Annotated in this window: 22 protein-coding genes; 17 read left to right on the forward strand and 5 right to left on the reverse strand. The window is 72.0% G+C overall.

Features of this window, described 5'->3' with window-relative positions:
- Positions 1-9: 9 nt before the first annotated feature.
- The 3 genes from BMW85_RS20135 to BMW85_RS20145 all read left to right on the forward strand — a co-directional run bounded on the left by BMW85_RS20135 (position 10) and on the right by BMW85_RS20145 (position 3,683).
- The gene (locus tag BMW85_RS20135) at positions 10-1,524 is read left to right on the forward strand and encodes a multicopper oxidase family protein (RefSeq protein ID WP_091083425.1); all 1,515 of its coding nucleotides are present in this window, start codon (positions 10-12) and stop codon (positions 1,522-1,524) included.
- Positions 1,525-1,656: 132 nt separating this feature from the next.
- Positions 1,657-3,036: an APC family permease gene (locus BMW85_RS20140; protein WP_091083428.1), complete on the forward strand. Its 1,380-nt coding sequence runs from the start codon at positions 1,657-1,659 to the stop codon at positions 3,034-3,036.
- 11 nt (positions 3,037-3,047) lie between these two features.
- Positions 3,048-3,683: a GOLPH3/VPS74 family protein gene (locus tag BMW85_RS20145; protein WP_091083431.1), complete on the forward strand. Its 636-nt coding sequence runs from the start codon at positions 3,048-3,050 to the stop codon at positions 3,681-3,683.
- Between the two features lie 25 nt (positions 3,684-3,708).
- On the opposite strand, the gene BMW85_RS20150 is transcribed toward BMW85_RS20145, so the two are convergent.
- A complete protein-coding gene (locus BMW85_RS20150) occupies positions 3,709-3,927 on the reverse strand; it encodes a hypothetical protein (protein ID WP_091083433.1) in 219 nt (72 codons plus the stop codon).
- A gap of 141 nt (positions 3,928-4,068) precedes the next feature.
- On the opposite strand from BMW85_RS20150, the gene BMW85_RS51215 reads away from it, so the two are divergent.
- The 5 genes from BMW85_RS51215 to BMW85_RS20170 all read left to right on the forward strand — a co-directional run bounded on the left by BMW85_RS51215 (position 4,069) and on the right by BMW85_RS20170 (position 9,281).
- Positions 4,069-4,617 (forward strand): hypothetical protein, encoded by a 549-nt coding sequence (locus BMW85_RS51215; RefSeq protein ID WP_245774947.1) that lies wholly within the window; start codon positions 4,069-4,071, stop codon positions 4,615-4,617.
- A complete protein-coding gene (locus tag BMW85_RS51220; protein WP_245774948.1) occupies positions 4,617-4,859 on the forward strand; it encodes a helix-turn-helix domain-containing protein in 243 nt (80 codons plus the stop codon). The genes BMW85_RS51215 and BMW85_RS51220 overlap by 1 nt, the downstream gene beginning before the upstream one ends.
- Before the next feature lie 97 nt (positions 4,860-4,956).
- The gene (locus BMW85_RS20160) at positions 4,957-6,213 is read left to right on the forward strand and encodes a lamin tail domain-containing protein (protein WP_245774949.1); all 1,257 of its coding nucleotides are present in this window, start codon (positions 4,957-4,959) and stop codon (positions 6,211-6,213) included.
- A gap of 849 nt (positions 6,214-7,062) precedes the next feature.
- Entirely contained in the window at positions 7,063-7,839 is a 777-nt protein-coding gene (locus BMW85_RS51975; protein WP_091083441.1) for a hypothetical protein, read from the forward strand.
- Positions 7,840-7,949: 110 nt separating this feature from the next.
- The gene (locus tag BMW85_RS20170; protein WP_091083442.1) at positions 7,950-9,281 is read left to right on the forward strand and encodes a glycoside hydrolase family 30 protein; all 1,332 of its coding nucleotides are present in this window, start codon (positions 7,950-7,952) and stop codon (positions 9,279-9,281) included.
- A gap of 47 nt (positions 9,282-9,328) precedes the next feature.
- Here the strand turns inward: BMW85_RS20170 and BMW85_RS20175 are convergent, their stop codons facing one another.
- Both BMW85_RS20175 and BMW85_RS20180 read right to left on the reverse strand, forming a co-directional pair.
- On the reverse strand, positions 9,329-10,807 hold the full coding sequence (locus BMW85_RS20175; RefSeq protein ID WP_091083445.1) for an acyl-CoA synthetase: 1,479 nt from the start codon (positions 10,805-10,807) through the stop codon (positions 9,329-9,331).
- 20 nt (positions 10,808-10,827) lie between these two features.
- Complete coding sequence (locus BMW85_RS20180; RefSeq protein ID WP_091083447.1) at positions 10,828-11,685, reverse strand: PaaX family transcriptional regulator; 858 nt, start codon at positions 11,683-11,685, stop codon at positions 10,828-10,830.
- Between the two features lie 88 nt (positions 11,686-11,773).
- Here BMW85_RS20180 and BMW85_RS20185 point away from each other — a divergent pair, with 88 nt between their 5' ends.
- The 7 genes from BMW85_RS20185 to BMW85_RS20215 all read left to right on the forward strand — a co-directional run bounded on the left by BMW85_RS20185 (position 11,774) and on the right by BMW85_RS20215 (position 17,632).
- Positions 11,774-12,967: an ABC transporter substrate-binding protein gene (locus BMW85_RS20185; RefSeq protein ID WP_091083449.1), complete on the forward strand. Its 1,194-nt coding sequence runs from the start codon at positions 11,774-11,776 to the stop codon at positions 12,965-12,967.
- Positions 12,968-12,970: 3 nt separating this feature from the next.
- Positions 12,971-13,726, forward strand: a complete 756-nt coding sequence (locus tag BMW85_RS20190) for an ABC transporter ATP-binding protein (protein WP_091083451.1) — start codon at positions 12,971-12,973, stop codon at positions 13,724-13,726.
- Positions 13,723-14,397 (forward strand): ABC transporter ATP-binding protein, encoded by a 675-nt coding sequence (locus BMW85_RS20195; RefSeq protein ID WP_245774951.1) that lies wholly within the window; start codon positions 13,723-13,725, stop codon positions 14,395-14,397. Before BMW85_RS20190 ends, BMW85_RS20195 begins: the two co-directional genes overlap by 4 nt.
- Entirely contained in the window at positions 14,394-15,254 is an 861-nt protein-coding gene (locus tag BMW85_RS20200) for a branched-chain amino acid ABC transporter permease (RefSeq protein ID WP_091083453.1), read from the forward strand. Before BMW85_RS20195 ends, BMW85_RS20200 begins: the two co-directional genes overlap by 4 nt.
- Entirely contained in the window at positions 15,251-16,222 is a 972-nt protein-coding gene (locus BMW85_RS20205; protein ID WP_091083455.1) for a branched-chain amino acid ABC transporter permease, read from the forward strand. Before BMW85_RS20200 ends, BMW85_RS20205 begins: the two co-directional genes overlap by 4 nt.
- Before the next feature lie 67 nt (positions 16,223-16,289).
- Positions 16,290-16,763, forward strand: coding sequence for a lamin tail domain-containing protein (locus tag BMW85_RS20210; RefSeq protein ID WP_091083458.1), 474 nt, complete (start codon positions 16,290-16,292; stop codon positions 16,761-16,763).
- A gap of 80 nt (positions 16,764-16,843) precedes the next feature.
- A complete protein-coding gene (locus BMW85_RS20215) occupies positions 16,844-17,632 on the forward strand; it encodes a class I SAM-dependent methyltransferase (protein WP_177240775.1) in 789 nt (262 codons plus the stop codon).
- Between the two features lie 138 nt (positions 17,633-17,770).
- Here BMW85_RS20215 and BMW85_RS20220 read toward each other — a convergent pair whose 3' ends face one another.
- Both BMW85_RS20220 and BMW85_RS20225 read right to left on the reverse strand, forming a co-directional pair.
- The gene (locus BMW85_RS20220) at positions 17,771-17,968 is read right to left on the reverse strand and encodes a DUF397 domain-containing protein (RefSeq protein ID WP_091083462.1); all 198 of its coding nucleotides are present in this window, start codon (positions 17,966-17,968) and stop codon (positions 17,771-17,773) included.
- Complete coding sequence (locus tag BMW85_RS20225; RefSeq protein ID WP_091083464.1) at positions 17,965-18,807, reverse strand: helix-turn-helix domain-containing protein; 843 nt, start codon at positions 18,805-18,807, stop codon at positions 17,965-17,967. The genes BMW85_RS20220 and BMW85_RS20225 overlap by 4 nt, the downstream gene beginning before the upstream one ends.
- Positions 18,808-19,028: 221 nt before the next feature.
- Here BMW85_RS20225 and BMW85_RS20230 point away from each other — a divergent pair, with 221 nt between their 5' ends.
- Entirely contained in the window at positions 19,029-19,472 is a 444-nt protein-coding gene (locus BMW85_RS20230; RefSeq protein ID WP_091083466.1) for an ATP-binding protein, read from the forward strand.
- A 400-nt stretch (positions 19,473-19,872) separates the two neighbouring features.
- Positions 19,873-22,710, forward strand: coding sequence for a LuxR C-terminal-related transcriptional regulator (locus BMW85_RS20235; RefSeq protein WP_091084083.1), 2,838 nt, complete (start codon positions 19,873-19,875; stop codon positions 22,708-22,710).
- The last annotated feature ends 66 nt before the right edge of the window (positions 22,711-22,776 follow it).

A 22,776-nucleotide genomic window follows, 5' to 3' on the forward strand; every position in this document is an offset into this window, starting at 1 on the left:
AGAATGCTTGTGACACATACGTGGTGGTCCGGCAGACGCGTATCGCGCAGAGGACTGATCGTCACCGGGGCCTTCGCGGCGGGAGCGCGCCTGCTCGGCAAGCCGTCGGCGGCGGACCCCACCCCGCCCACCCCCGCGCCCCTTTCCTCCGGGTCCCTTGCCTCCGCGGGCCGGCCGCGCCCGGTGACGCTGCACGCCCGGCCCATGACGGTGACCCTGGGCGAGCACACGATCAACACCTGGGCGTACAACGGACAGCTGCCCGGCCCGTTGATCAGCGCCACGGCCGGTGGCGTGGTCCGCGCGCCGCTGGTCAACGGGCTGACGGAGGCGACCACCGTGCACTGGCACGGCATCCAGATCGCCCACCACATGGACGGCGCGCCCGGCTACTCCCAGGTGGCCACCCCGCCGGGCGGCAGGTTCGACTACGCCTTCCGGGTGCCGGACCCAGGAACGTACTTCTACCACTCGCACGTCGGCATGCAGGCCGACCGCGGCCTGTACGGGCCGCTCGTGGTGCACGACCCGCGCGAGCCGCTGAGCTACGACGTCGAGTTCACTGTGCTGCTCGACGACTGGCTCGACGGCATCCTCGGCACCCCCGACGAGGTGCTGACGCAGCTCAACGCCAGCGCCGACCACGACGACACCCTGCGCAGCACCTTGCTCGGCGGCGTCACGGGCGAGGTCCGCCACCCGCTCTACCTGGTCAACGGGCGCGGCCCGGAAACACCGGTCACGTTCACCGCGCGGCCGGGGCGGCGGGCCAGGTTCCGGATCATCAACGCCGCCGCCGACACCGCCTTCCGCGTCGCGCTCGGCGGCCACCGCATGACCGTCACGCACGCCGACGGGTTCGCCGTCAAACCGGTCACGGTGGACACGTTCCTCATCGGGATGGGCGAGCGCTACGACTTCCTGGCCCGGCTGGAGGACGGGGTGTTCCCGCTGGTGGCGCTGGCCGAGGGGAAAGGGGCGCGGGCGTTCGCTCTGGTGCGCACGGCGAGCGGGACCGCGCCGGCCGCGGACGTGCAGCCGACGCAGCTCGACGGGCAACTGCTCACCTACCGCGACCTGCGGCCCCGGCGCGCCGACAACCTGCCCCGCCCCACCCGGACCGTCCTGGTGGAGCTCGGCATGCGCCCGTCCGGCAACGAGTGGACGCTGAACGACCGGCTGGCGGGGGACCCGTACCGGCTGCAGGTCGAACGGGGCGAGACGATCCGGGTGGTGCTGGCCAACCTGTCGCCCATGTGGCACCCGATGCACCTGCACGGGCACACGTTCCAGGTGCACGTGCCGGGCGGGCACGGGCCGCGCAAGGACACCGTGAACGTCAAGCCGCGCGAGCGCGTCGAGATCGACGTGCAGGCCAGGAACCCCGGCGAGTGGATGTTCCACTGCCACAACCTGTACCACCAGGAGCAGGGCATGATGGGCGTCCTCGGCTACGGCCCGCCGGTCCGCGTCACCGGGACCGGCACCGGGACCGGCAGCGGCACCGGCATGGGGCACCATTAGCGCGCCTCTGACGGCCTCACTGAGCCGCCTGTGGGCGGTGAGGTGAGGGGGGACTCTTGCGACGCGGCCCCGGGCTGCGGAAGGATCACCGAGTCACCCCCCGCGCTTGCCGCATGACGAGATGGAGAGGTCGTGCGCACTCAGCAGAGCATCGAACAGTTCGGTTACCGCCAGGAGTTACACCGCGGGGTCGGGCTGGCCGACCTCGTCTTCTACGGCCTGGTGTTCATGGTCCCGATCGCGCCTTTCGCGATCTTCGGGCTCGTCTACGCCGAATCCGGTGGCATGCCGGTGCTGGCCTATCTCGTCGGGATGATCGCCCTGCTGTTCACCGCGTCGTCGTACGCGCAGATGGTGAAGGCGTTCCCGCTGTCCGGCTCCGTCTACAACTACGCGGGGCGCGGCATCGCGCCGCCGGTCGGGTTCCTCACCGGCTGGATGGTGCTGCTCGACTACATCCTCGTGCCAAGCCTGCTCTACCTGGTCGCCTCGATCGCCATGAACGACGTGATCCCGGCCGTTCCCGTGTGGGCGTGGGTGATCGGCTTCGTGGCCGTCAACACGACGATCAACCTGCGCGGCATCCGCATGACGATCCGGCTCACCCGCGTCATGATCGTCGGTGCGCTGGTCGTGCTCGCGCTGTTCCTGCTGGTCGGGGTCTGGGCCCTGCTGCAGGGCAAGGGGCGGGGGTTCAGCCTGGCGCCGCTGTTCAACGGCGACACCTTCTCCTGGCCGATCGTCTTCGCCGCGGTCTCGGTCGCGGTGCTGTCCTTCCTCGGCTTCGACGGGATCAGCATGCTGGTGGAGGAGTCCACCGGCGGCTCCGAGCAGGTCGGCCGGGCCATGCGGCTGGCGCTGGTGCTGGCCGGGGTGCTGTTCATCACCCAGGTCTGGGTCGCCGCCCTGCTCGTGCCCGATCCTGACGGGTTGCTCACCAGCCGGTCCGACACCGCCTTCTACGACGCCGCGGCGGTCGCGGGCGGCGAGTGGCTGCGCGGCGTCACCTCGATCGCCACGGCGCTGTTCTGGGGGCTGGCCAACACGCTGGTGGCCCAGGTGGCCGTCTCGCGCCTGCTGTACGCGATGGCCCGCGACCGGCAGCTCCCGGCGTTCCTCGCCCGGGTGTCGGTCCGGCACTCCGTGCCGGCCAACGCGATCATGCTGGTGTCGGCGCTGTCGGTCGGGCTCGGCATCTGGATGTCGCTCAGGGACGACGGCGTCGGCGTGCTGAGCAGCCTCATCAACATGGGCGCGATGGTGGCCTTCGTCGTCCTGCACGTGTCGGTGATCGTGCACTACACGCTGCGCGGCCGTTCGGGGGCGTGGTGGTCGCACCTGGCCGCGCCGCTGATCGGCATGGCGATCCTGATCCTCGTGGTGATCAACGCGAACGTCCTGGCGCAGGTCCTCGGGCTGATCTGGCTCGCGCTGGGGGCGCTGGCGCTGCTCGTGCTCTATCTGCTCGGCCGCCGGCCCGTCCTCGGCGGCGTGCCCGCCGACCGGTTCTAGCGGGTGCCACCATGGACCGGCTGCCGCTCCACCACGACCTGTACCTCATCGCGCACGGCCAGGCGGGGAAACTGCTCATCCATCCGGCCTCGATGGCGCTCGGGCTGGCCGGGGCGGCGCTGCTGGAGCTGGCGCTGGACGGCCGGGTCGCGGTCGCGCGGGGCCGGGTGGCGGCCTCCGTACCGGCCGCGGACGACGGTGACGCCTTCGCGGGCGACCTGCTCGCGCTCGTGGCCGGCGAACCCGGCGACGTCCGTACGCCGATCAAGAAGGCGGCCGGCGACGCCTACGAGCGCACCCGCGAGACCCTGACCGACTCCGGGGTGCTGCGCCGCACCACCCGGCGGGTGATGGGCGTGCTGCCGACCACCCGCTACGAGCCCGCCGACATCGCCTCGGTGGTGCGCGCCTCGTCCGGCGCCCGCTCGGCGGTCGAGGGCTGGCGGCAGCCGGACGCGCGCTGCGCCGCGCTGTGCGGGCTGGTCGCCGTGCTGCGGCTGGAGGAGGAGCTCTACCTCGACCAGCCGTCCGGGCAACTGGTCGGCCGGCTGCGCGAGATCTCCCGCGAGAGCTCGCGCGAGGTCGCCGAGCTGGTCGGCGTCGTGGAGGGCCTGATCGGGGAGGCGGCGGTGGCGGTCTACCGCTGACCGCCGCCACCCCCGCCGCCGCGGACTACTTGTCCTCGCCGGTCTCCAGCCCCTCAGGGTGATGCACGGTGACGTCGTAGGTGGTCGGGAACAACCGGCGGAAGGCGGTGTCCACCCCGCCGCCGGCCTCGATGACGATCTTCGATTCGCGGGTGATGTCCCGGACCTGCGCAACGACCACCTCGTGGGCCTGGTCCAGTTGCCTGGGCCCACCGGGCTGGACGATCTCCTGCTCTTCGGCCATGTCCGATCCTTCCGCGTTCACGGGCGTATGTCTAAAGTCTGGCCGATTCGCGTTGCTCGCACGCTTTTTTCGACTTGTTTTATCGTTTTTCGATGCTAACGTCAGTTACGTTCTCATCGATAAACGATAAGGAGACGATCGATGTCCGACAGCCCGACAGCAACCGCGCCCGGGGCGGCCGGCCCCTGGACCCGGCGCCTGCACCTGCTCCTGACCACCGCTCTCGTGCTCGGCGTGCTCGCCTTCCTCGCGCGGCTGATCGCCGACGTCATCCTCGCCTTACCGACGGCGAAGGCCGACTACGGCTTCACCGGGCTCTGGCCGTCGCACGCCCGTGTGTCGCTCGACGGGGCTCTGGCCCCGGGAGTGCGCGCGGTGGACGTCGTGGTCGAGGCGACACTCCACGATCCGGCGCGTGCACCGCTGCTGGCCTCGCTGCACCTGCTCACATGGCTGCCTGGCGCGCTGGTGATGCTCTTCTCCCTGTTCTGGCTCGTCCGCATCACCACGCGGGGTGTGGCCGGAGACCGCACGCTGTTCTCCGCCGACACGGTACAGGACCTGCGCAGGGTGCCCGGCGACGTCGGCTCGCCGCTCGTCGCCGTGCTGATGGGCGTGGGGGCGTTCGTGGTGGCCGAGGTGATCGGGCGCGGCCTGGCCATGCTCGACGAGCTCGAAGGCACGATCTAGTGCCACCGGGCGAGCTCAAAGGGCGCATCGAGATCCGGCTCGACGAGCTGCTCGCTCAGCGCGGCATGACGTTGACCGAGCTGTCCTACCGGGTCGAGGTGACGATCGCCAACCTGTCGATACTCAAGACCGGCAAGGGCAAGGCCATCAGGTTCTCCACCCTGGCGCGGCTGTGCGAGGTGCTCGAATGCCAGCCAGGAGACCTGCTGCGCTACGTGGACACTCCCGACGAGGACCCGTGACGGCGGAGCGCGCCGACCATCGCTGATCTGTGCGAAGTCATGGACGAGGCCCCGGATGGGAGCTACGCTCCGGTCGCCGGCACATGGGGGATTTGCGATGAGTTATACCTTGTTACGCGGCGCTTTCGTCATCCGCTACCCCGACTCGCCGCGGCGCGGCCCCGAACCCGACGGTGACACCGTCAAGTTCAGGCCCGACAACCCGGCGCTGGTCGAACGGCTGGCCCGGCACTCCGGACGGCCCCCGGCCCTGAGCCGCCGCGGTGTGTCCATCCGCCTGGAGGCCGTGGACGCGCTGGAGACCCACTTCGCCGAGACCCACCAGGAGCCCGCCGGCGCGTTCGCCGCCCGCGACGAGCTGCTGCGCCTGCTCGGCTTCACGAACGTCGTCTTCTGGGACGACCTGCCCAACGTGGTCCGCTCCGCTGACCAGGACGAGCTGCGCGGCCACGTACTCACCAACGGCGTCGACGCCAACGGCCGGCTCATCGGGTTCGTCCGCGCGGGCGAGCATCCCGGGCCCGACGGCGCGGCCGTGTTCCTCGACGCGGCGGGCGTGGACGACACCGTCAACGCCGGGCTGCTCGCCGCCGGGCTGGTCTACCCGGCCTTCTACGCGACGCTGCCGGGCGAGCTGCGTACGCATCTGGCCGAGGTGTCGGCGCAGGCCCGGCAGAAGGCGCTGCCCACCGGCATCTGGCCGCGCGCGACCGGCGACCCCGACGGCCTCGCCCCGATCGACGGGCTCGCGGCGGCCGAACAGCTCGTCCTGTGGCCGAAGCTCTTCCGGCGGCTCGTGCCGTACTTCGCCGAGGGGTTCACCGACCTGTCGCACTTCGACACCTGGCTGCGGGCCGACCCCGTGCACCGCGACGACCAGCTCTTCCTGCTCGACACGCTGGAACGCGGCAACCTGCACGACGTCGTACGCGCCTCAGGGCAGCAGATCCAGCTCACGGTCTGGCCGGAGCGGTTCGTCATCGACCCCGACCCCGCGCCGCCCGGCGCGCCGACCCTGCCGCCGCTCACCGCCGCGGGCGACGTGCTGATCGTGGCCGCCCTGCCCGACCCGCGCGGCGCCGACCGCGGGAACGAGTCCGTCACGCTGCTCAACCTGACGCCCGGCACCGTGGACCTCACCGGATGGTCGCTGTCCGGCTCCGGCGGGCGCCTGGGGCTGATCGGCAGCCTCGCGGGCGGCTCGACGGTGCGGGTGACGCTCGGCGGGGCGTTCCGGCTCGGCAACCAGGGCGGCGGCCTCGTCCTCGTGGACGCCGACGGCACCACCATCGACCAGGTCACCTACAAGGCCGACCAGGTCCGCGCGGGGCGGACCATCTGCTTCGGCCGCTGATCTCCGACCCCGGGGAGGGCGCACATGGTGCAAGACTCGGACGGCGAACGGCTCTGCCCCCACTGCGGCTCCCCCACCCCACCCACCCTCCCGCGCTGCCCCCGTTGTTCCGCTTCTGCTGCGCACGGCACCTCCGGGCAGGACGTGTACGAGCCCAGCGCCCCCGAGCCCGGCGACCATGGGCCCGGCGACCGTGAGCTCGGCGACCATGAGCTCGCTGATCACGGGCTCGGCGATCACGGGCCCAGCGCCCCTGGAGGCGGCGATCATGGGTCGGGCGCCCCCGGACTCGACACGCAGGGGCAGGGGGCGCCTGGGCCGGGCGGGGCCAGGGGCGGGCAGCGCTCTTCTGCCTCGCGCATGCCCGGCCGCCCCTTCCCCGGCTCGCCCCGATCCCACCAGCCCTTCCCCGACGACCCGCCCCGGTCCGGGCATCCCTACCGCGGCACCTCGCAGCCGGGTCATCCCTACCCGAGCGCATCCCGCCCCGCTCCGCCCCCGCCTGTCCCCCGCCGCCCCGGACCACCTCCTCAGTCCAACCCTCGCCACCCCAGCCCCCCGCCTCAGCCCGATCCCCACCAGCCCGGACCACCGCCGCAGCCCAGTCCCCGCTGGTTCGGACCGCCCCAGTCCGGGCCGCCCCAGCCCGGGCCGCTCGCCTCCGGAGCGGGTGCCCCTCGTTCCGGCCCGCCGCCGGCGGAGCCGCCCCCTCCTGGGACTCGTCCCTTGACGGGCGGCGTCGGCCCAGCGCGGGCCGGCTCGCCTCGGCCGGGTCCCTACCCCTTCCAGGGGCCGCCCCGGTCCGGCCTGTTCGAGGACCGACCGGCCGCGCCTCGAGCCGAGGAGCCGGTGGAGGGGCAGCGGGGGTGGTGGCGGCGGGCGTCCGTACTGGTGAGCCTGGCCGCCGCGCTGGTGGCGGCGGGGCTCACCTGGTGGGTGGTCACCGAGGGAGGGGCCGCCCCGCGGCCGGTGGTCGGTGCGGGCGACTCCAGCGCCATCACGTCCCAGTCCGGCGAGGAGGCCGCGGCTCCCGGCGCGACCGCGCCCGCCGCCCCCACGGCATCCGCCGAACCCGCCAAGCCCACACAGACCACCGAACCCGCACGATCCGCCCGGCCCACCCAGTCCGCCGCTGGTCCCGCGCAGCCCACCAAGTCCGCCGCACCCGCGCAACCCGCCGGACCCGCCGCCGCCCAAGCGCGGGCCATGAATGATGTGCTGGCCAGCAGCAACGCCTCTCATTCCGGTCTCACCGACGCCATCGTCGCCACGACCCAGTGCCGCCAGAGCGGCCTGGACAGAATCGTGGACATCACCGCCGGCCGCCGCGACCAGCTCGCCGCCGCCCGCGCGCTGACCGTGGACGCCCTCCCGGACGGGACCGCTCTGCGGAAGTCGCTGGTGGCCGCGCTGGACGCCTCGTTCGACGCCGACGCCGCGTTCCTGTCCTGGGCGCGCCGCCACGTCGCGGGCGGCTGCTCGGGCCCGGTGGCCGAGGACCGCGACTACCGGCGTGGCCTGGCCCGCTCGGAGGACGCGCGTAAGGCGAAGGCGCGCTTCGCCGACGCCTGGCGTACGGTCGCGAAGACGTACGGCCTGCCGGCGTGGCGCCCGGACCAGATCTGACCGTGGCGGAAAACCTGAGATGGGTGTTGACGGGAGGTGTTTGCGACATTTAGCGTTCCGGGCGGGTTCGAGAAACATATCGCCATATTTCCGAAACTTTCGGAGTCGCCATGTTACGTGGGATTGTCGCGATCACCCTGCTCGGCCTCCCCGCAGTCCACCCCGCACACCCCGCCCCGCCCCCGGCCGTCACGCTGGACGAGCACGTACGCCACCAGGAGATCGACGGCTTCGGCATCTCCCAGGCCTTCCGCCGCAACGAGCTGCTCAAGGCGCTGCCCGCCGAGCAGCAGCGCGAGATCCTCGACCTGTGGTTCGACCGGAAGAAGGGCGCCGGGCTGAGCATCCTGCGCCTCGGCATCGGCTCCTCCCCGGCCGGCAGCCCGTACGACCACATGGTCTCCATCCAGCCGGAGAACCCCGGCGGCCCGGACGCCCCGCCGAAATACGTGTGGGACGGCGACGACAACAGCCAGGTCTGGGTGGCCAAGGAGGCCCAGCGCTACGGCGTGCGGCGTTTCTTCGCCGACGCCTGGAGCGCCCCCGGCTACATGAAGGACAACGGCGACGACAAGAACGGCGGCACGCTGCTGCCCGAGTGGCGGCGGGCCTACGCGAACTACCTGGTGGCGTACACGAAGTTCTACGCCAAGGAGGGCATCAGGATCACCGACCTGGGCTTCACCAACGAGCCCGACTGGACGGCCACGTACGCCTCCATGCGCTTCACCCCGGAGCAGGCCGCCGAGTTCGTCAAGGTGCTCGGGCCGATCGCACGGAACGTCGACGTGGCGTGCTGCGACTCCTTCGGCTGGAACGAGGCCAAGGCGTACACGGCGGCGATCGAGGCCGACCCCGAGGCCCGCCGCTGGGTGAAGACGCACACCGGCCACACCTACGCCAGCCCCGTGGACGCGCCGCTGCCGACCGCCCGCAGGACGTGGATGTCGGAGTGGAACCCCAACGGCGACCGCTGGAACACCGCCTGGGACGACGGCAGCGGCTTCGACGGCTTCACGATCGCCTCGGCCGTCCATGACGCGCTCACGCTCGGGCAGGTCAGCGGCTACGTCTACTGGCTCGGCGCCTCGCGCGGCGCGACCCGGGCGCTGCTGCAGATCGACGACGTGGCGAAGACGTACAGCGTGTCGAAGCGCCTGTGGGCACTCGCCGCCTACAGCAGGTTCATCAGGCCGGGCGCGGTCCGGGTCGGCGCCTCGGCGGCCGATCCGGCGCTGAAGGTGTCGGCCTTCCGCAACCCGGACGGCTCCCGGGTGATCGAGGTGCTCAACACCGGGACGGCCGCGGTCACCTGGAAGGGCGTGCCCGGCCGGGCCACCGCGTACGTGACGAACAACGACAACTCCCTCACCCCGTCACCGGTGGCCGGCCGCACGGTGACCCTGCAGCCGCGGACGCTGACCACGGTCGTCGTCCGCTGACCGGGCCGGCGAGGGCCCGGACCGGGTCCCCCGGGCTCTCGCCGCTCTTATCCGTACATCTTCCTGAGTGGGGCCTTGAGCAGCTTGCCCGCCGCGTTCTTGGGCAGCTCGGGCACGATCTGCAGATATTTCGGGATCTTGTAGCGGGCTAACCGGCCGTCCAGGTGCCGGAGCAGGTCGCCGGGCTCGGCCGCCGCGCCAGGCCGCGGCACGACGAGCGCCTTGCCCACCTCGCCCCAGCGCTCGTCGGGCACGCCGATCACCGCGCACTCGGCGACCGCGGGATGGCCGTAGAGCACGCTCTCGACCTCGGCGGGGTAGATGTTCTCGCCGCCGGAGATGATCACGTCCTTGATGCGGTCGGAGATGCGCACGTAGCCGTCCTCGTCGGCGATCCCGACGTCGCCGGAGCGGAACCAGCCGTCCGCGTCGAGGACCTCCGCGCTCTCCTCCGGGCGGCGCCAGTAGCCGGGCATGACGTTGGGGCCCTGGACGTACACCTCGCCGGGCTCGCCCGGGGCGGCGGGCGAGCCGTCCGGCGCGACGAGGCGGACGTCGGAGAAGAAACACGGCACCCCGGCGCTGCCCGCCTTGTCGACCGAGTGTTCGGCCGCGAGGAACAGCGCGCCGGGCGCGGTCTCGGTCATGCCGTACCCCTGGAGGAACGTCAGCCCGCGCTCCTGGTAGGCCCGGATCAGCGGCAGCGGCACCGGCGCGCCGCCGCACAGCAGGTGGCGCAGGCTCGACAGGTCGGCCCCGGCCCAGCGCGGCGAGCGCGTGAGCATGCCGAACATCGACGGCACCCCGAACATCACCGTCACCCGCTCGCGCTCGACCAGCTCGAACGTGCGCTCCACGTCGAACGACGGCTCCAGGACGCACCGGCCGCCCTTGAGCACGGTCGGGACCAGCGTCTGCGCCAGCGCCGCGATGTGGAACAGCGGCGCGCTGACCAGCGTCACCTCGTCGGGCCCCAGCGGCACGTCGACCAGCAGGTTGACCGCGTTCCAGGTGAGGTTGCCGTGGGTGAGCATGGCGCCCTTGGGACGGCCGGTGGTGCCCGAGGTGTACATGATCAGGCAGACGTCGTCGCGGCTCACCGGCTCGTCGATCGGGGCGGCCGAGCCGGCCGCGAGCAGGTCCTCGTACGCCTCCGCCGCCACGTGCCGGCCGGGCAGCCCGTCACCGTCGCGGCCCGTGCCCAGCAGCAGCGCCGCCGGGGCGGCGTCCTCCAGGACGAAGCGCAGCTCGGGGGCGGCGAGGCGGGTGTTGAGCGGCACGAACACCGCCCCGAGCAGGCCCGCCGCGAAGAACGTCTCGACCAGCGCGGGCTCGTTGGGCCCGAGGTAGGCGACCCGGTCGCCGCGCCGCACGCCGAGCTCGGCCGCGAGGGCGGAGGCCAGCCGGTAGGCGCGCTCCCGCAGCTCGCCGTAGGTGCGGTCGCGTCCCTGGAACGACAGCGCGACCCGGTCGGGCGTCATCCGCGCCCTGCGCGCCGGCCACGAGCCAATCCCCTGATTCCGCATCGGGCCTCCTCGCCCCCAAGTTAGGCCACGATGTGATCGCTGTCACCGTCCCGCCCGCGATCGAGGCCCGTCAGGGAGTCGTCGGGGACGGTGTCGAGCAGCCGCTCCGCGACGGCCGCCGCCTCCGGCCTGAACCGCTCGTGCAGCGCGTGGCAGACCCGCTGGGCCTGCTCCGCCGGCCAGTCGGCGGGCAGGTGGCGCAGCGGCAGCCGGGGGTCGGTCCTGATGATCTGCAGCCAGCCGGTCAGCAGCGTCAGCGAGCGGGCCAGGTCGTCGGGGGCCTCCGGCGCGGGGTCGGGCCGGTCCCAGCGGCGCAGGAACTCCCGGTAGCGGCGGCCCAGGCCCTCCAGGTCGTACGCCTCCCGCACCAGCGCCTGCATGTCCGTGGGGCGGCGCGGCTCGGCGGCGAACACCTTGACGTTCGCGCCCAGGTCGGCGCGCAGGTCGTCGATCACCTCCGTCGCGTCCACCTCGCCGGGTGCGATCCACAGGCCGTTCTGCAGCGGGCCGAAGCCGGACCAGACGAGCCGGGAGCGCAACTCGTGCCGCTGCCGCTGCCACGACTCGGGCAGCGAGAAGCCGATCAGCGTCCAGCGGTCCTCGGCGGCGTCGTTGACGACCCCGCTGTGCCAGATGCGCCGCTCGCCGTCCCTCAGCACCTCGTCGCTGGTGGGCGTGAGCCCGAAGTACATGCGCCGGCCGGAGCGGCGGCGGCGCAGCAGGCCGCGCCTGACCATGCGGGTCAGGGTGGAGCGGGTGGCCTCCTCCGAGATGCCGACCTTGGCGAACGCCTCGATGAAGCTGCGTGAGGAGACGCAGATCCCGCGCCGGTACACGTGATCCCCAAGGAAGGTGAGCATCACCGACTGAGGCCGCATGGACCCCTCCCCACATCTTGGGCACTCTCTTGACAGCCGTAATGTACCTGCCTACATTCAGGGCCTCATCGCAGTCAGGAGGTCCTGAATGCGCAAGTTGCTGCCCGCCCTGATAGGCGTGGTCCTGGCCGTGACCGCCTGCGGCTCCGGCGGCTCAGGCTCCGGAGGCGGCGGCGGGGATGCGATCAAGGTGGGGCTCATCGTCTCGCTCACCGGCAACTACACGCCGCTCGGCAGCGAGGACAAGAAGGCCGTCGAACTCGCGGTCGAGCAGGTCAACGCGGCCGGCGGGCTGCTCGGGCGCAAGGTCGAGCTGGTCACCCGCGACGACAAGACCGCCCCCGACCAGGGCATCGTCGCCTACAACCAGATCAAGGGCGACATCGACGCGCTGATCGGGCCGGTCTTCTCCAACGCGGCGCTCGCCGTCGAACCGCTCGCACAGCGCGACAAGATGCCGTATTTGTCGCTCGCGCCCGCGCAGGAGCAGGTCGAGCCGATCAAGTCGTACGTCTTCGTCACCCCCGCGCTGTCCAGCATGTACGCCGAGCGCTACCTGCAGTACATCCAGGCCGAAGGCATCAAGACGATCGCGGTCGCCTGGGACTCCAAGAGCGCGTACTCGGTCTCCGGCCACCAGTCGATGACCGCCCTCGCCGGCAAGTACGGCGTCACGATCGCCGTGGACGAGCCGTACGAGACCACGAACTCCGACTTCAGCGCCCTGTTCCAGCACGTGCGCGACTCCCGCGCCGAGGCGCTGGTGTTCTGGGGCTCCGGCGCGCCCGGCGTGACCGCGGCCAAACAGTACGTCGCCTCCGGCCTCAAGACGCCGCTGTTCCTGACCGCCTCGCAGGCCAGCAAGCTGTGGCTGGAGCCGATGGGCGCCGCGGCCGAGGGCATGACCGTGCAGAGCGCGATCGGCGTCATCGGCGAGCACCTTCCGGCCGGCCGGCAGAAGCAGGTCATCGAGCAGATGGCGGGACCGTACCGGCAGAAGCACGGCTATCCGCCGCCGCAGTTCGCCCAGGACGGCTACAGCGCGAGCCTGCTGCTGTTCGAGGCGATCAGGAAGGCGAACAGCACCGACAAGGAGAAGGTGCGGCAGGCGCTGGAGTCGATGGACCTCGTCACGCCGAACGGCCGCTTCCGCTACTCCGCCACCGACCACTCCGGGCTCTCCCCCGAGTACATCTCCGTCAACACGGTCAAGAACGGCGCGTTCGTCCCGACCCCGTGGGCGGCGGAGCAACTGGCCAAGACCGTCAGCGCGCTGGGGTAGCGGGTGCTGGCCGTCCAGGGGGTCTCCCGTTCCTTCGGGGGCGTCTACGCCGTCCGCGACGTCACCCTCGACGTCGCGGACGGCGAGGTCTGCGGCGTCATCGGCCCGAACGGCGCCGGCAAGTCCACACTGTTCAACCTCATCACCGGTCACCTGGCCGCCGAGCGGGGCGAGATCTCGTTCCTCGGCCGGCGGGTGGACCGGCTCGCCCCGCACCGGCGGGCGCGGCTCGGCATGTCGATCGTCTTCCAGGCGGCCCGCGTCTTCCGCGGCATGACCGTGCGCGAGAACGTCATGGTCGGCCTGCACGGCCGTACCTCGGCCGGGTTCGTCGCGGCGGCGCTGCGGCTGCCCCGCCACCGGCGCGACGAGCGCGAGATCGCCGCGCGGGCCGACGCCGCGCTGGACCGGGTCGGCCTGTCCGAATGGGCGGACCGGCCCGCCGACCAGCTGCCGATCGGGCAGCAGCGGGCGCTCCAGCTCGCCCGCGCGCTGTGCGCCCGGCCCCGGCTGCTGCTGCTCGACGAGCCCGCCTCCGGGCTGCGCGGCCAGGAGCGCGAGCGCCTGGCGGAGCTGGTGGAGGAGCTGCGCGCGGGCGGCCTGACGATCCTGCTGGTCGAGCACGACGTGGCGTTCGTGACCCGGCTCGCCGACCGGATCGTGGTGCTCGACCTCGGCCGGGTCATCGCCGACGGCCCGCCCGCCGAGGTCAGGAACGACCCGCTCGTCCTCGCCGCCTACCTGGGACAGAGCGCATGACCCCGGCTCCCGTGGTCGAGGTGACGGACCTCGTCGTCGCGTACGGCGCCGCGACCGCCCTGGACCGCGTCACGCTGAGCGTCGCCGAGGGCGAGATGGTCGCCCTGCTCGGCCCGAACGGTGCGGGCAAGTCCACCCTCGCGAACGCCCTCGCCGGGCTGCTGCGCCCCGCCTCCGGCACGGTCACGGTCCGCGGCCGGCTCGCGCTGATCCCCGAGGGACGTCAGCTCTTCCCCGACCTCTCGGTGGCCGACAACCTGGCGCTCGGCGGCTGGCGCTCCGGCGTCCGCGACCCGTCCGCCGTCTACGACGTGCTCCCCCGGCTGGCCGAGCTGGCGGACCGGCGGGCGGGCGTGCTGTCGGGCGGCGAGCAGCAGATGGTGGCGTTCGGTCGGGCCCTCATGTCCCGGCCCGACGTGCTCGTCGTGGACGAGCTGTCGCTCGGCCTGGCCCCGAACGTGACCGCCGGCCTCGCCCGGCACCTGGCCGAGCTCAACCGCGCGCGCGGCCTCGCGGTGCTGCTCATCGAGCAGAACGCCCGGCTGGCCTTCGAGCTGTGCCGGCGGGCGTACGTGCTGGAGTCCGGCCGGCTGGTCACCGAGGGCGAGTCGGCCGCGCTCGCCGGGGATCCGCGGGTCGCCGGCGCCTACCTGGGCGGGGCGATCACGTGAGCGCCTTCCTCACCTACCTGTTGAACGGCCTCGCCGTCGGGTGCGCGATCGCGCTCATCGCGAGCGGCCTCGTCGTCATCCACCGGGTGACCGGGGTGGTGAACTTCGCGCAGGGGACGTTCGCGGTGGTGGCCGGGCTGTGCGCGTCCTCGCTGCTCGGGCTCGGACTCCCGCACGGCGCGAGCGAGCTCGCCGCCGTGCTCGCGGCGGCCGTCGCCGGGCTGCTGACCGGCCTCGCCGCCGTCGGGCGGCCGGGGACCACGCCGCTGTCGTCGCTCATCGTCACGCTGGGCGTGGGCGTGCTGGCGTACGCGGTGGAGATCGTGCTCTGGGGCGACCAGCCGCGCTCCGCGCCCGGCCTCGCCGGGTCCGTCACCGTCGCGGGGGCGCGGATCCAGACCCAGCACCTGCTGGTGATCGCGGTGACGGCGGTGGCGTTCGCCGCGCTCGCGCTGTTCTTCGGCCGGACCTATCTGGGCAAGGCGCTCACCGCCTGCGCCTCCAACCCGTACGCCGCCCGCGTCGTCGGCATCGACGTGCGCCGCATGGGGCTGCTCGCGTTCGCGCTGGGCGGGCTGCTCGGCGGCCTCGCCGGGGTGCTGGTGACGCCGATGCGGCCGATCTCGTTCGACAGCGACGTCACGCTCATCGTCAACGGCTTCGCCGCGGCCGTGTTCGGCGCGCTGACCCGGCCGGTGATCACGCTGGCGGGCGCGCTGCTGCTGGGCGTGGCCGAGACCATGGCCGCCGGCTACGGCTACGGCTCCCACCAGCTGGAGATCGCCCTCGGGCTGATGCTCGTCGTCATGATCGTGCAGGCCGGCCGCCGCCCGGCGATCTCCCAGGAGCCGACATGATGCTTGGCCGTGTGGCCGTTCCGCTGGCCGCCGCCGTGACGCTCGCGCTGCCCGCCGTGCTCGACGACAGCGCCCTCGCCGTGTACGTCCTGCTCGGCCTCGCCGCCATGGTCACCGTCGGGGTGTCGCTGCTCATGGGGTACGCCGGGCAGGTCTCGCTCGGGCAGGGCGCCTTCTACGGGGTGGGCGCGTACACGGCCGCGCTGCTCGCGCTGAACGGCCTGCCGCCGCTGCTCGGCCTGCTCGCCGCGCCCGTGGCGGCCGCCGCGTTCGCCCTCGTCGTCGGCCTGCCGCTGCTGCGCCTGCGCGGCCACCACCTGGCCTTCGCCACGCTCGCCATGCAGCTCATCCTGCTCTCACTCGCCGGGCAGCTCGACTTCACCGGCGGGGACATCGGCCTGCAGGCCATCCCGCCGTTCTCCGCCTGGTCGTTCGAGGCGGGCGGGGTCACCGCGTACGCGTACCTGACGTGGGCCGGGCTGGCGCTGGTCATGCTGGTCACGCGGAACGTCATCGCCTCCCGCCCCGGCCGCGCCCTGCGCGCCCTGGCCACCAGCGAGACCGCCGCCGCCTCCTCCGGCATCCCCGTGGGCCGCTACAAGCTCGCCGTCCTCGCCCTGTCCGCCGCCTTCGCCGGCCTCGCCGGCGGCATCTACTGCTTCTACACCGGGTACGTGGCCCCGGGGTCGTTCCCGGTGCTGATCTCGATCCAGTACATCGTCATGGCCGTGGTCGGCGGCCTCGGCACGATCTGGGGTGCGGTGGTGGGGGCGGCCGCCATCACCCTCCTGGTCCAGGGGCTGGACCGGCTCGCGAACCTGCCGGGGATGCCGTCGTACGCGCCGGGCGTGCTGTCGTACGCGGTGTACGCCCTCGTCCTGATCGCCGTGGTGCTCTTCCTGCCGAACGGCCTCGTACCGGCGATCAGAAGGCTGCTGTCCAGGGAACGCCCCGCAAAGACCCGCTGACGTGAACGCCGGCCCTTGATGAGGCGTCATACACACGAACTGCACATCCAATCCCAAAGGACTACAAGTGCGCCTCGTCGCCCCCCTCGCCGCTTTGGTGGCCGCCGCCACTGCCCTCACCCTGGCGGCTCCCGCTCAGGCCGCCGCCGCTCCCACAGTGAAGATCTCCCGGATCTGGTACGACTCGCCCGGCTCGCCGGACTCCGGCGCGAACAGCAGCCTCAACGGCGAGTACGTACAGATCAAGAACACCGGCCGGAGCGCGGTCAGCCTCAGCGGCTGGACCGTCCGCGACGAGACGGCCCGAGCGGACCACGTCTACACGTTCGGCACTTTCACTCTCAGGGCCGGCAAGACGGTCACCCTGCGCACCGGCAGGGGCCGCGACACCGCCACCAATCTGTACTGGGGCAGGAGCGGCGGCACCCTCGCCTATATCTGGAACCAGGTCAAGGACACCGGATATCTCCGCAACGCCCGAGGCCAGCTCGTCCACAAGTGCTCGTACAACAGCAGCCGCCACGCCTATAAGGACTGCTGATGCAGGGAGAGGGGACCGGACCATTGCGGCGAGGCCCCCTCTCCGCCCAGATCCACAGCCGCAGTGACGGGTTCTCGTTCATGGAGGACGACTTGTTCGGCGGGGCTGCGCCGTATTACGCGAAATACCGCCCGACGTATGGAAGTGCGGCGATTGAGCACCTGGCCGGAGCCCTCGGCACGGGAAGCCGGGTGCTGGACCTGGGCTGTGGCCCGGGAACGATCGCGATCCCGCTCGCCAGTTGGGTGAAGACCGTACTTGCCGTGGACCCGGCGGAAGAGATGCTGGCCGAGGGCCGGCGCATAGCAGCCGACATCCCCCGCATCACGTGGATGCGCGGCGATTCGACCACGCTGCACGCGCTGCCGCCGTTCGACCACGTGGTGATGGGCAGGTCATTTCACTGGATGGATCGCAGGGCGGTGCTGGCGGAGCTGGATGAGCTGCTGCCGCCTTGCGGCGCGATGGCGCTGATCGGCCCAGGCAGGCTGTCGGGAGAGCCTTGGCAGCCGAGCGCGCAGCCGTGGCAGCCGGTGGAGCGGCGTATATGCGAGGCATTCGGTCTCGACATCAATGCAGCGGCCAACTGCTTCCACGCCACCGAGGAACATCACCACGAAGTCCTGGCCACCTCGCCGTTCAGCGAGCTGGAATCTCGTACGTTCACGCGTCGGCTGATGTGGGACGTAGAGGGGTTGGTCGGGCTGCAGCTTTCCTACTCCTACAGCTCGCCCGGCGTACTCGGCGACCGGTTGCCCGTCTTCGTCGAGGCGCTGAGGAAGGCGCTGCTCGCCGACAATCCGGCAGGCCGGTGGGAGCAGGAGCTGACGACTGAGGTGCTGATTGCCAGGCGGCCGGTACGAAACTGAATGCGATTCCCGTCCCAAGGGTCGCGATACCACCGGCCGATGGCCTCGTTCATGATGGTCAGGCGGAGATCCGGTCAATCCGGACCGCGCTGTCACCCGGGATCCCGATGCCGAACGGCCCCGCCTCCTCCGGTGTCGTCAACCGAAGTGATCGCTCTTGACAGCGGTGATGAACGCCTCGAACTCCGCGCGCGAGAAGACCAGCTTGGGACCATCAGGATCCTTGCTGTCTCGTACAACCACCACGCCAGGAAGGTTCGTCGCCACCTCGACGCAGTTGTTGCCACTACCGCTGTAGCTGCTTTTACGGAACTCGGCCTGTGAGAGATCGATCATTTGTCTAGTTGGTCCTTGACAGTCGAGATCAGCACCAAGGATTCCTCAGGGGACAACGCGGCGTCCGAAATACGCTGGAATATGAGCTTACAGCGTTCGACTTGCTCGGAGCTTTCCACATAGATGTCGCCCGCAGTTCCTTCGACGTACACGACATCGGGATCGATCTCTTCCGCGAAGCTCAGGATGGTGAAGGCCCCTTCCAAGCCCGCGTGCTCGCCCGCCACGAACGGAAGGACCCTGATCTCGACATTTCCTCGCCTTGCGGCGACCACCAGCGCTTCAAGCTGTTCGAGCATCACCTTTGCACCGCCGATCGGGCGGCGGACGGCAGCTTCGTCGAGCACCGCGCAGAACTGTGGCGCGTCTGGTCGGCCGAGCAACGTACGTCGAGCCATGCGGGCCATGACCCGACGCTGCACCTCCTCTTCGGGGCGATGCAAGGAGATGACCGTCCTGGCGTAGTCCTCGGTCTGCAGCAACCCCGGGACGAGTTGAACCTCCCACTGCTTGATCAGAGCCGCCTCGTCCTCCAGGCCGATGTACGAGCCTGTGAACACATCGGCGTACGCCGTCCACCAGCCGCGCTGGCGAACCTCAGCCGCCAGTTGGATGAGCCCGGCACGTGCTGCGGAGTTGACACCGTAGAGGTCGCAGACCGCGGCGACGTCGGAGCGGCTGGCCATGGTCCGCCCGGTCTCGATGCGGCTGACCTTGCTTCGGCTCCATCCGAGTTGCGCAGCCGCCGCCTCGGGTGTCAACCCAGCGCCCTCCCGCATTCTTCGCAGTTCGCGGGCCAGGCGTCGCAGTCTCACCGTCGGGCTGTGACTCGTGGACATGTCGCCAAGTGTGGCAGAAGCCTGCTTGCCGCTGCTCCAATGTTCTGTGCATTGCGAATCTGCACAGTGCATTGACGCTTAGCAATGCGTGAGTCCACCATTACTGATGGAGAGCAAGCGACTGCGATGGGCATCGCGCCACACGAGGAGCGGGTTATGACAGATGATCGGCTTGGGCACCCTCCCTGTAACGTCCCTCAGACCCCGCTCCGGGGCCGGCTATGACTGGACAGTTCCTCGCCGAGCTGGTGCTTCCGGGCGAGCTCGGCTCGGTGCGAGTGGCTCGCCACTGCGTCAAGATCATCCTTACAGCCGCAGGACACCAGGACGTCACCGACGTGCAGCTCGTGGTCACCGAGCTGGTCGCCAACGCCGTACAGCACTCCATCTCCGGCCTGGCGGGCGGTCTGATCACCCTCGACGTACGGAGCATCGGCGACCAGTTGGCCAGGATCGACGTCATGGACGACGGCGGCCTGACCGTCCCCCGTATCCGCCGTTCCCACACCTTGGACTGCTCAGGACGCGGCTTGCACCTCGTCGCGGAGACGGCGCTGCGCTGGGGCGTGGGCGACAACGCTCTCGGTGGCCGGGTGATCTGGGCCGAGGTTCTCACCGCTGCGAGGGCGCCGGCCGCCGCACCGGACCTGGCGGAGGTGCGATGACTTCGGACGAGCAGGGCAGGAAGCCCACGCATTGGATCAGTCGAAGCGACCGGCCGCCCCCGTGCTTCAGCCCACACGTCAGCCCGCCCACTCCCCATTGCGAGCCGCTGGTTTGGACCGTTCCCGAGAGGTTCGCCCCAGCCGGGCGGGTCCTGGCCTGGACGTGCCCCTGCGGCGACACCGTCTACGAGCTCCGTCAGGCGAGCGGCTTGCGGTTCATCCGCCGTACCCGGCGAAACGGGCGGGTCGAGGACTCCAGAAGATGGGCTGCCGTGGTAGGGACAGCGCAATGGAACGCCCTTCTGATGGGGCACCTGCGCTGACGCCGCGTATCGGAAATCACCGGTCTCCTGACCGGGGGCCCTTTCAGGGATGACATGTCCGGGTAACACTGGTGGGCGTGTCATCGGGCCAAGACCGTCCGCACCCGCCCAAGCCCCTGCTGCGCGGGCGCGGCGACGAGAAGAGTGTGCTGCTGCGGCTGCTGGACGACGCCCGCGACGGGCGCGGCGGCGCGCTGCTGCTGACGGGCGGGGCGGGTATCGGCAAGACGGCGCTGCTCGATCTGGCCGTGGCCCGCGCGACGCCCGGTTTTCTGGTGCTGCGGGTCTCCGGCGTCGCGGCGGAGTCGCGGCTGCCGTACGCCGGGCTGCACGGTCTGCTCGGCCCGATCGCCGAGGAGGTGGGGACGCTTCCCGAGGGGCAGGTCCGGGCGCTGCGGGAGGCGTTGGAGTGCGGCACGACGGCTCCTGGCCTGGTGCTGCCCGCCGCCGTGCTCGGTCTGCTGTCGGCGGTCGCCGCCGGCGGCAGACCGGTGCTCGCCTGCGTGGACGACGTGGACCACCTCGACCCGGCCAGCAGGGACGCGCTCGCGTTCGCGGCCCGCCGCCTGGGACGAGCGCGCGTCGCCCTCCTGTTCGCGGCCCGGTCCCCGTCCGGGCTCGACGGGGTGCCGGCGCGGGCCGTCGAAGGGCTCGGGCAGGAAGCCGTACGGGAGCTGGCCGCCGACCTGACCCCGGAGCGGCGGCTGCCGGAGGACCTGGTCGCGGCCCTCGACGCCGTCGCCCGCGGCAATCCGCTCGCGCTCACCGAGCTCATCGGCTCGCTCACCCCCGACCAGCTCGCGGGGGTCGCCGCCCCGCCCACGACGCTCCCCCGTAGCGGCCGGCTGTGGCGCGAGCACGCCGCGCTGCTCGCCGCGCTCCCCCGCGAGACCCGCCGGCTGCTGCTCCTGATCTCCGCCGACCCCGCCCTGGACGTGGCCGCCCTTCTCCGGGCCGCCCGCCCCGCCTGCGCGCTGACCGCGCTCGAACCGGCCGAGCAGGCCGGCGTCCTGCAGGCCGACGGCGACCGGTACGCCTTCCGCGACCCCGCCGTACGCGCGGTGGCCTATCAGGACGCCTCCCTGTCCGAGCGCCGGCACGCCCACCACCTTCTCGCCACCATGCTCACTGAGCCCCCGCCCCGCCGCAGGCGCCCTGGCCAGGCCGCCGCGCGCTCGGAGGCCGCCGGCGACTCCCCCGGCAAGCGGCTGCGCCGGGCCTGGCACCGGTCGTGGGCGCTGGACGCCCCCGCCACGCGCGTCGCCGACGACCTGGCCGCCGCCGCCCTGGCCGCGCGTCCCCTGGACGACCATCCGGAGCCGTACCTGGCCCTGGAGCGCGCCGCCGACCTCACCGCCCACCCCACGCTCAAGGCCGAGCGTCTGGCCGCCGCGGCGCATCATGCCTGGACCGCCGGCCGCCCTCAGGCCGCCCGTTCCCTTCTCGCCCGGCTGCGCGCCCTGACCGCCCCCGGCGTCACCGCGCCCGACGAGCTGCGTGGCCGCGTACAGTTCCTGCGCGGCAGCCTCGAACTGCTCGGCGGCGAGACGGGCAGCGCCCGCGAGGAGCTGCTGGCCGCCGCCGGCCGGCTGCTGGACGGCGAGCAGCGCATGCTCGGCGTCCGCGCCCTGGTCAGGGCCGCCGACGCCAGCTACCGGGCGGGCGACAACCGGGCGTTCATCGCGATCGCCCGCCACGCCGCCGCGCTGCGCCGCCCGGACGAGAGCGCCCCGACGGAGCTGATGTTCGAGTACCTGGCGGGCATGGCGGCCACGTTCAGCGGCTCGCACGAGGAGGCCGCGGGCCCGCTCCGGCGCGTGGTCGAGCTGGCCGGGGCCGTACGGGACCCGTCCGTGCTGGTCTGGGCGTGCGTGGCCAGCATGCTGCTCGGCGAGGACGCCATCGCCCACCGCCTGTCGGCCCGCGCCGTCGAGTCCGCCCGCGTCCGCGGCGTCGCCTCCGCGATCCCCCAGCTCCTCGAGTACATGATCTACCCGGACTACTGGACCGGCCGCTACGCCTCGCTCGCCGAGACCGCCGCCCGTGGGCTGCGCCTGGCGCAGGAGACCGGGCAGCTCAACACGGCGGCCCAGCACCTCGCCTGGCTGGCGATCACCGCGGCGGTGGAGGGCGACCAGGAGACCTGCCGGGTACGCGCCGACGCCGCCATCGACCTCGCCGACGCCCACGACCTCGGCCTCGCGGGCGCGATCGGCAACTGGGCGCTCGCCTACCTCGACCTGGCCGCGGGCCGCCCCGCCGACGCCGCCCAGCGGCTGCGCGCGGAACGCCGCAACAGCCACGTCGTCATCCGCGTCATGGCGACGCCGCACCTGATCGAGGCGTGCGCGCGTACCGGCGACCGTGAGCGGGCCTCCGCCGCGCTGCGCGTGCTCGAACGCTGGGTCGGCAGCACCCGCAGCCCCGACCTGCGCGCCCTCGTGGCCCGCTGCCGCGCGCTGCTCGCCCCGGCGGGCGAGGGCGACGAGCTGTTCCTGGAGGCGCTGGAGCTGCACGGGCAGGGGCTGTGCGAGTTCGAGACGGCCCGAACCCGCCTGCTGTACGGGAGCGCGCTGCGCCGCGAGCGCCGCCCCGGCGCCGCCCGCAACCACCTGCACGCCGCCCTGGAGACGTTCGAACGGTACGGGGCCCGCCTGTGGACCGACCAGGCGCGGACCGAGCTGCGCGCCTCCGGCGACACGACCCGCCCCACCGCCGCCGCCCCTGGCACGGCGGCTCCCCTGACCGCGCAGCAGCTCCAGATCGCCCGGATGGTCGCCGGCGGCGCGACCAACAAGGAGATCGCCGAACAGCTCTTCCTGAGCCGCCGCACCGTCGAGCACCACCTGCGCAACATCTTCAGCCGGCTCGGCGTACGCTCACGGGTCGAGCTGACCCGCCTGTTCATTTCGTGAACGTGAACCGGTGATTTCACCGATGCGCGCCTGACTGCCGCTCCCAACAATGACGAGGTACGGCAG

Source organism: Nonomuraea wenchangensis, from assembly GCF_900111685.1.
Taxonomy (GTDB): domain Bacteria; phylum Actinomycetota; class Actinomycetes; order Streptosporangiales; family Streptosporangiaceae; genus Nonomuraea; species Nonomuraea wenchangensis.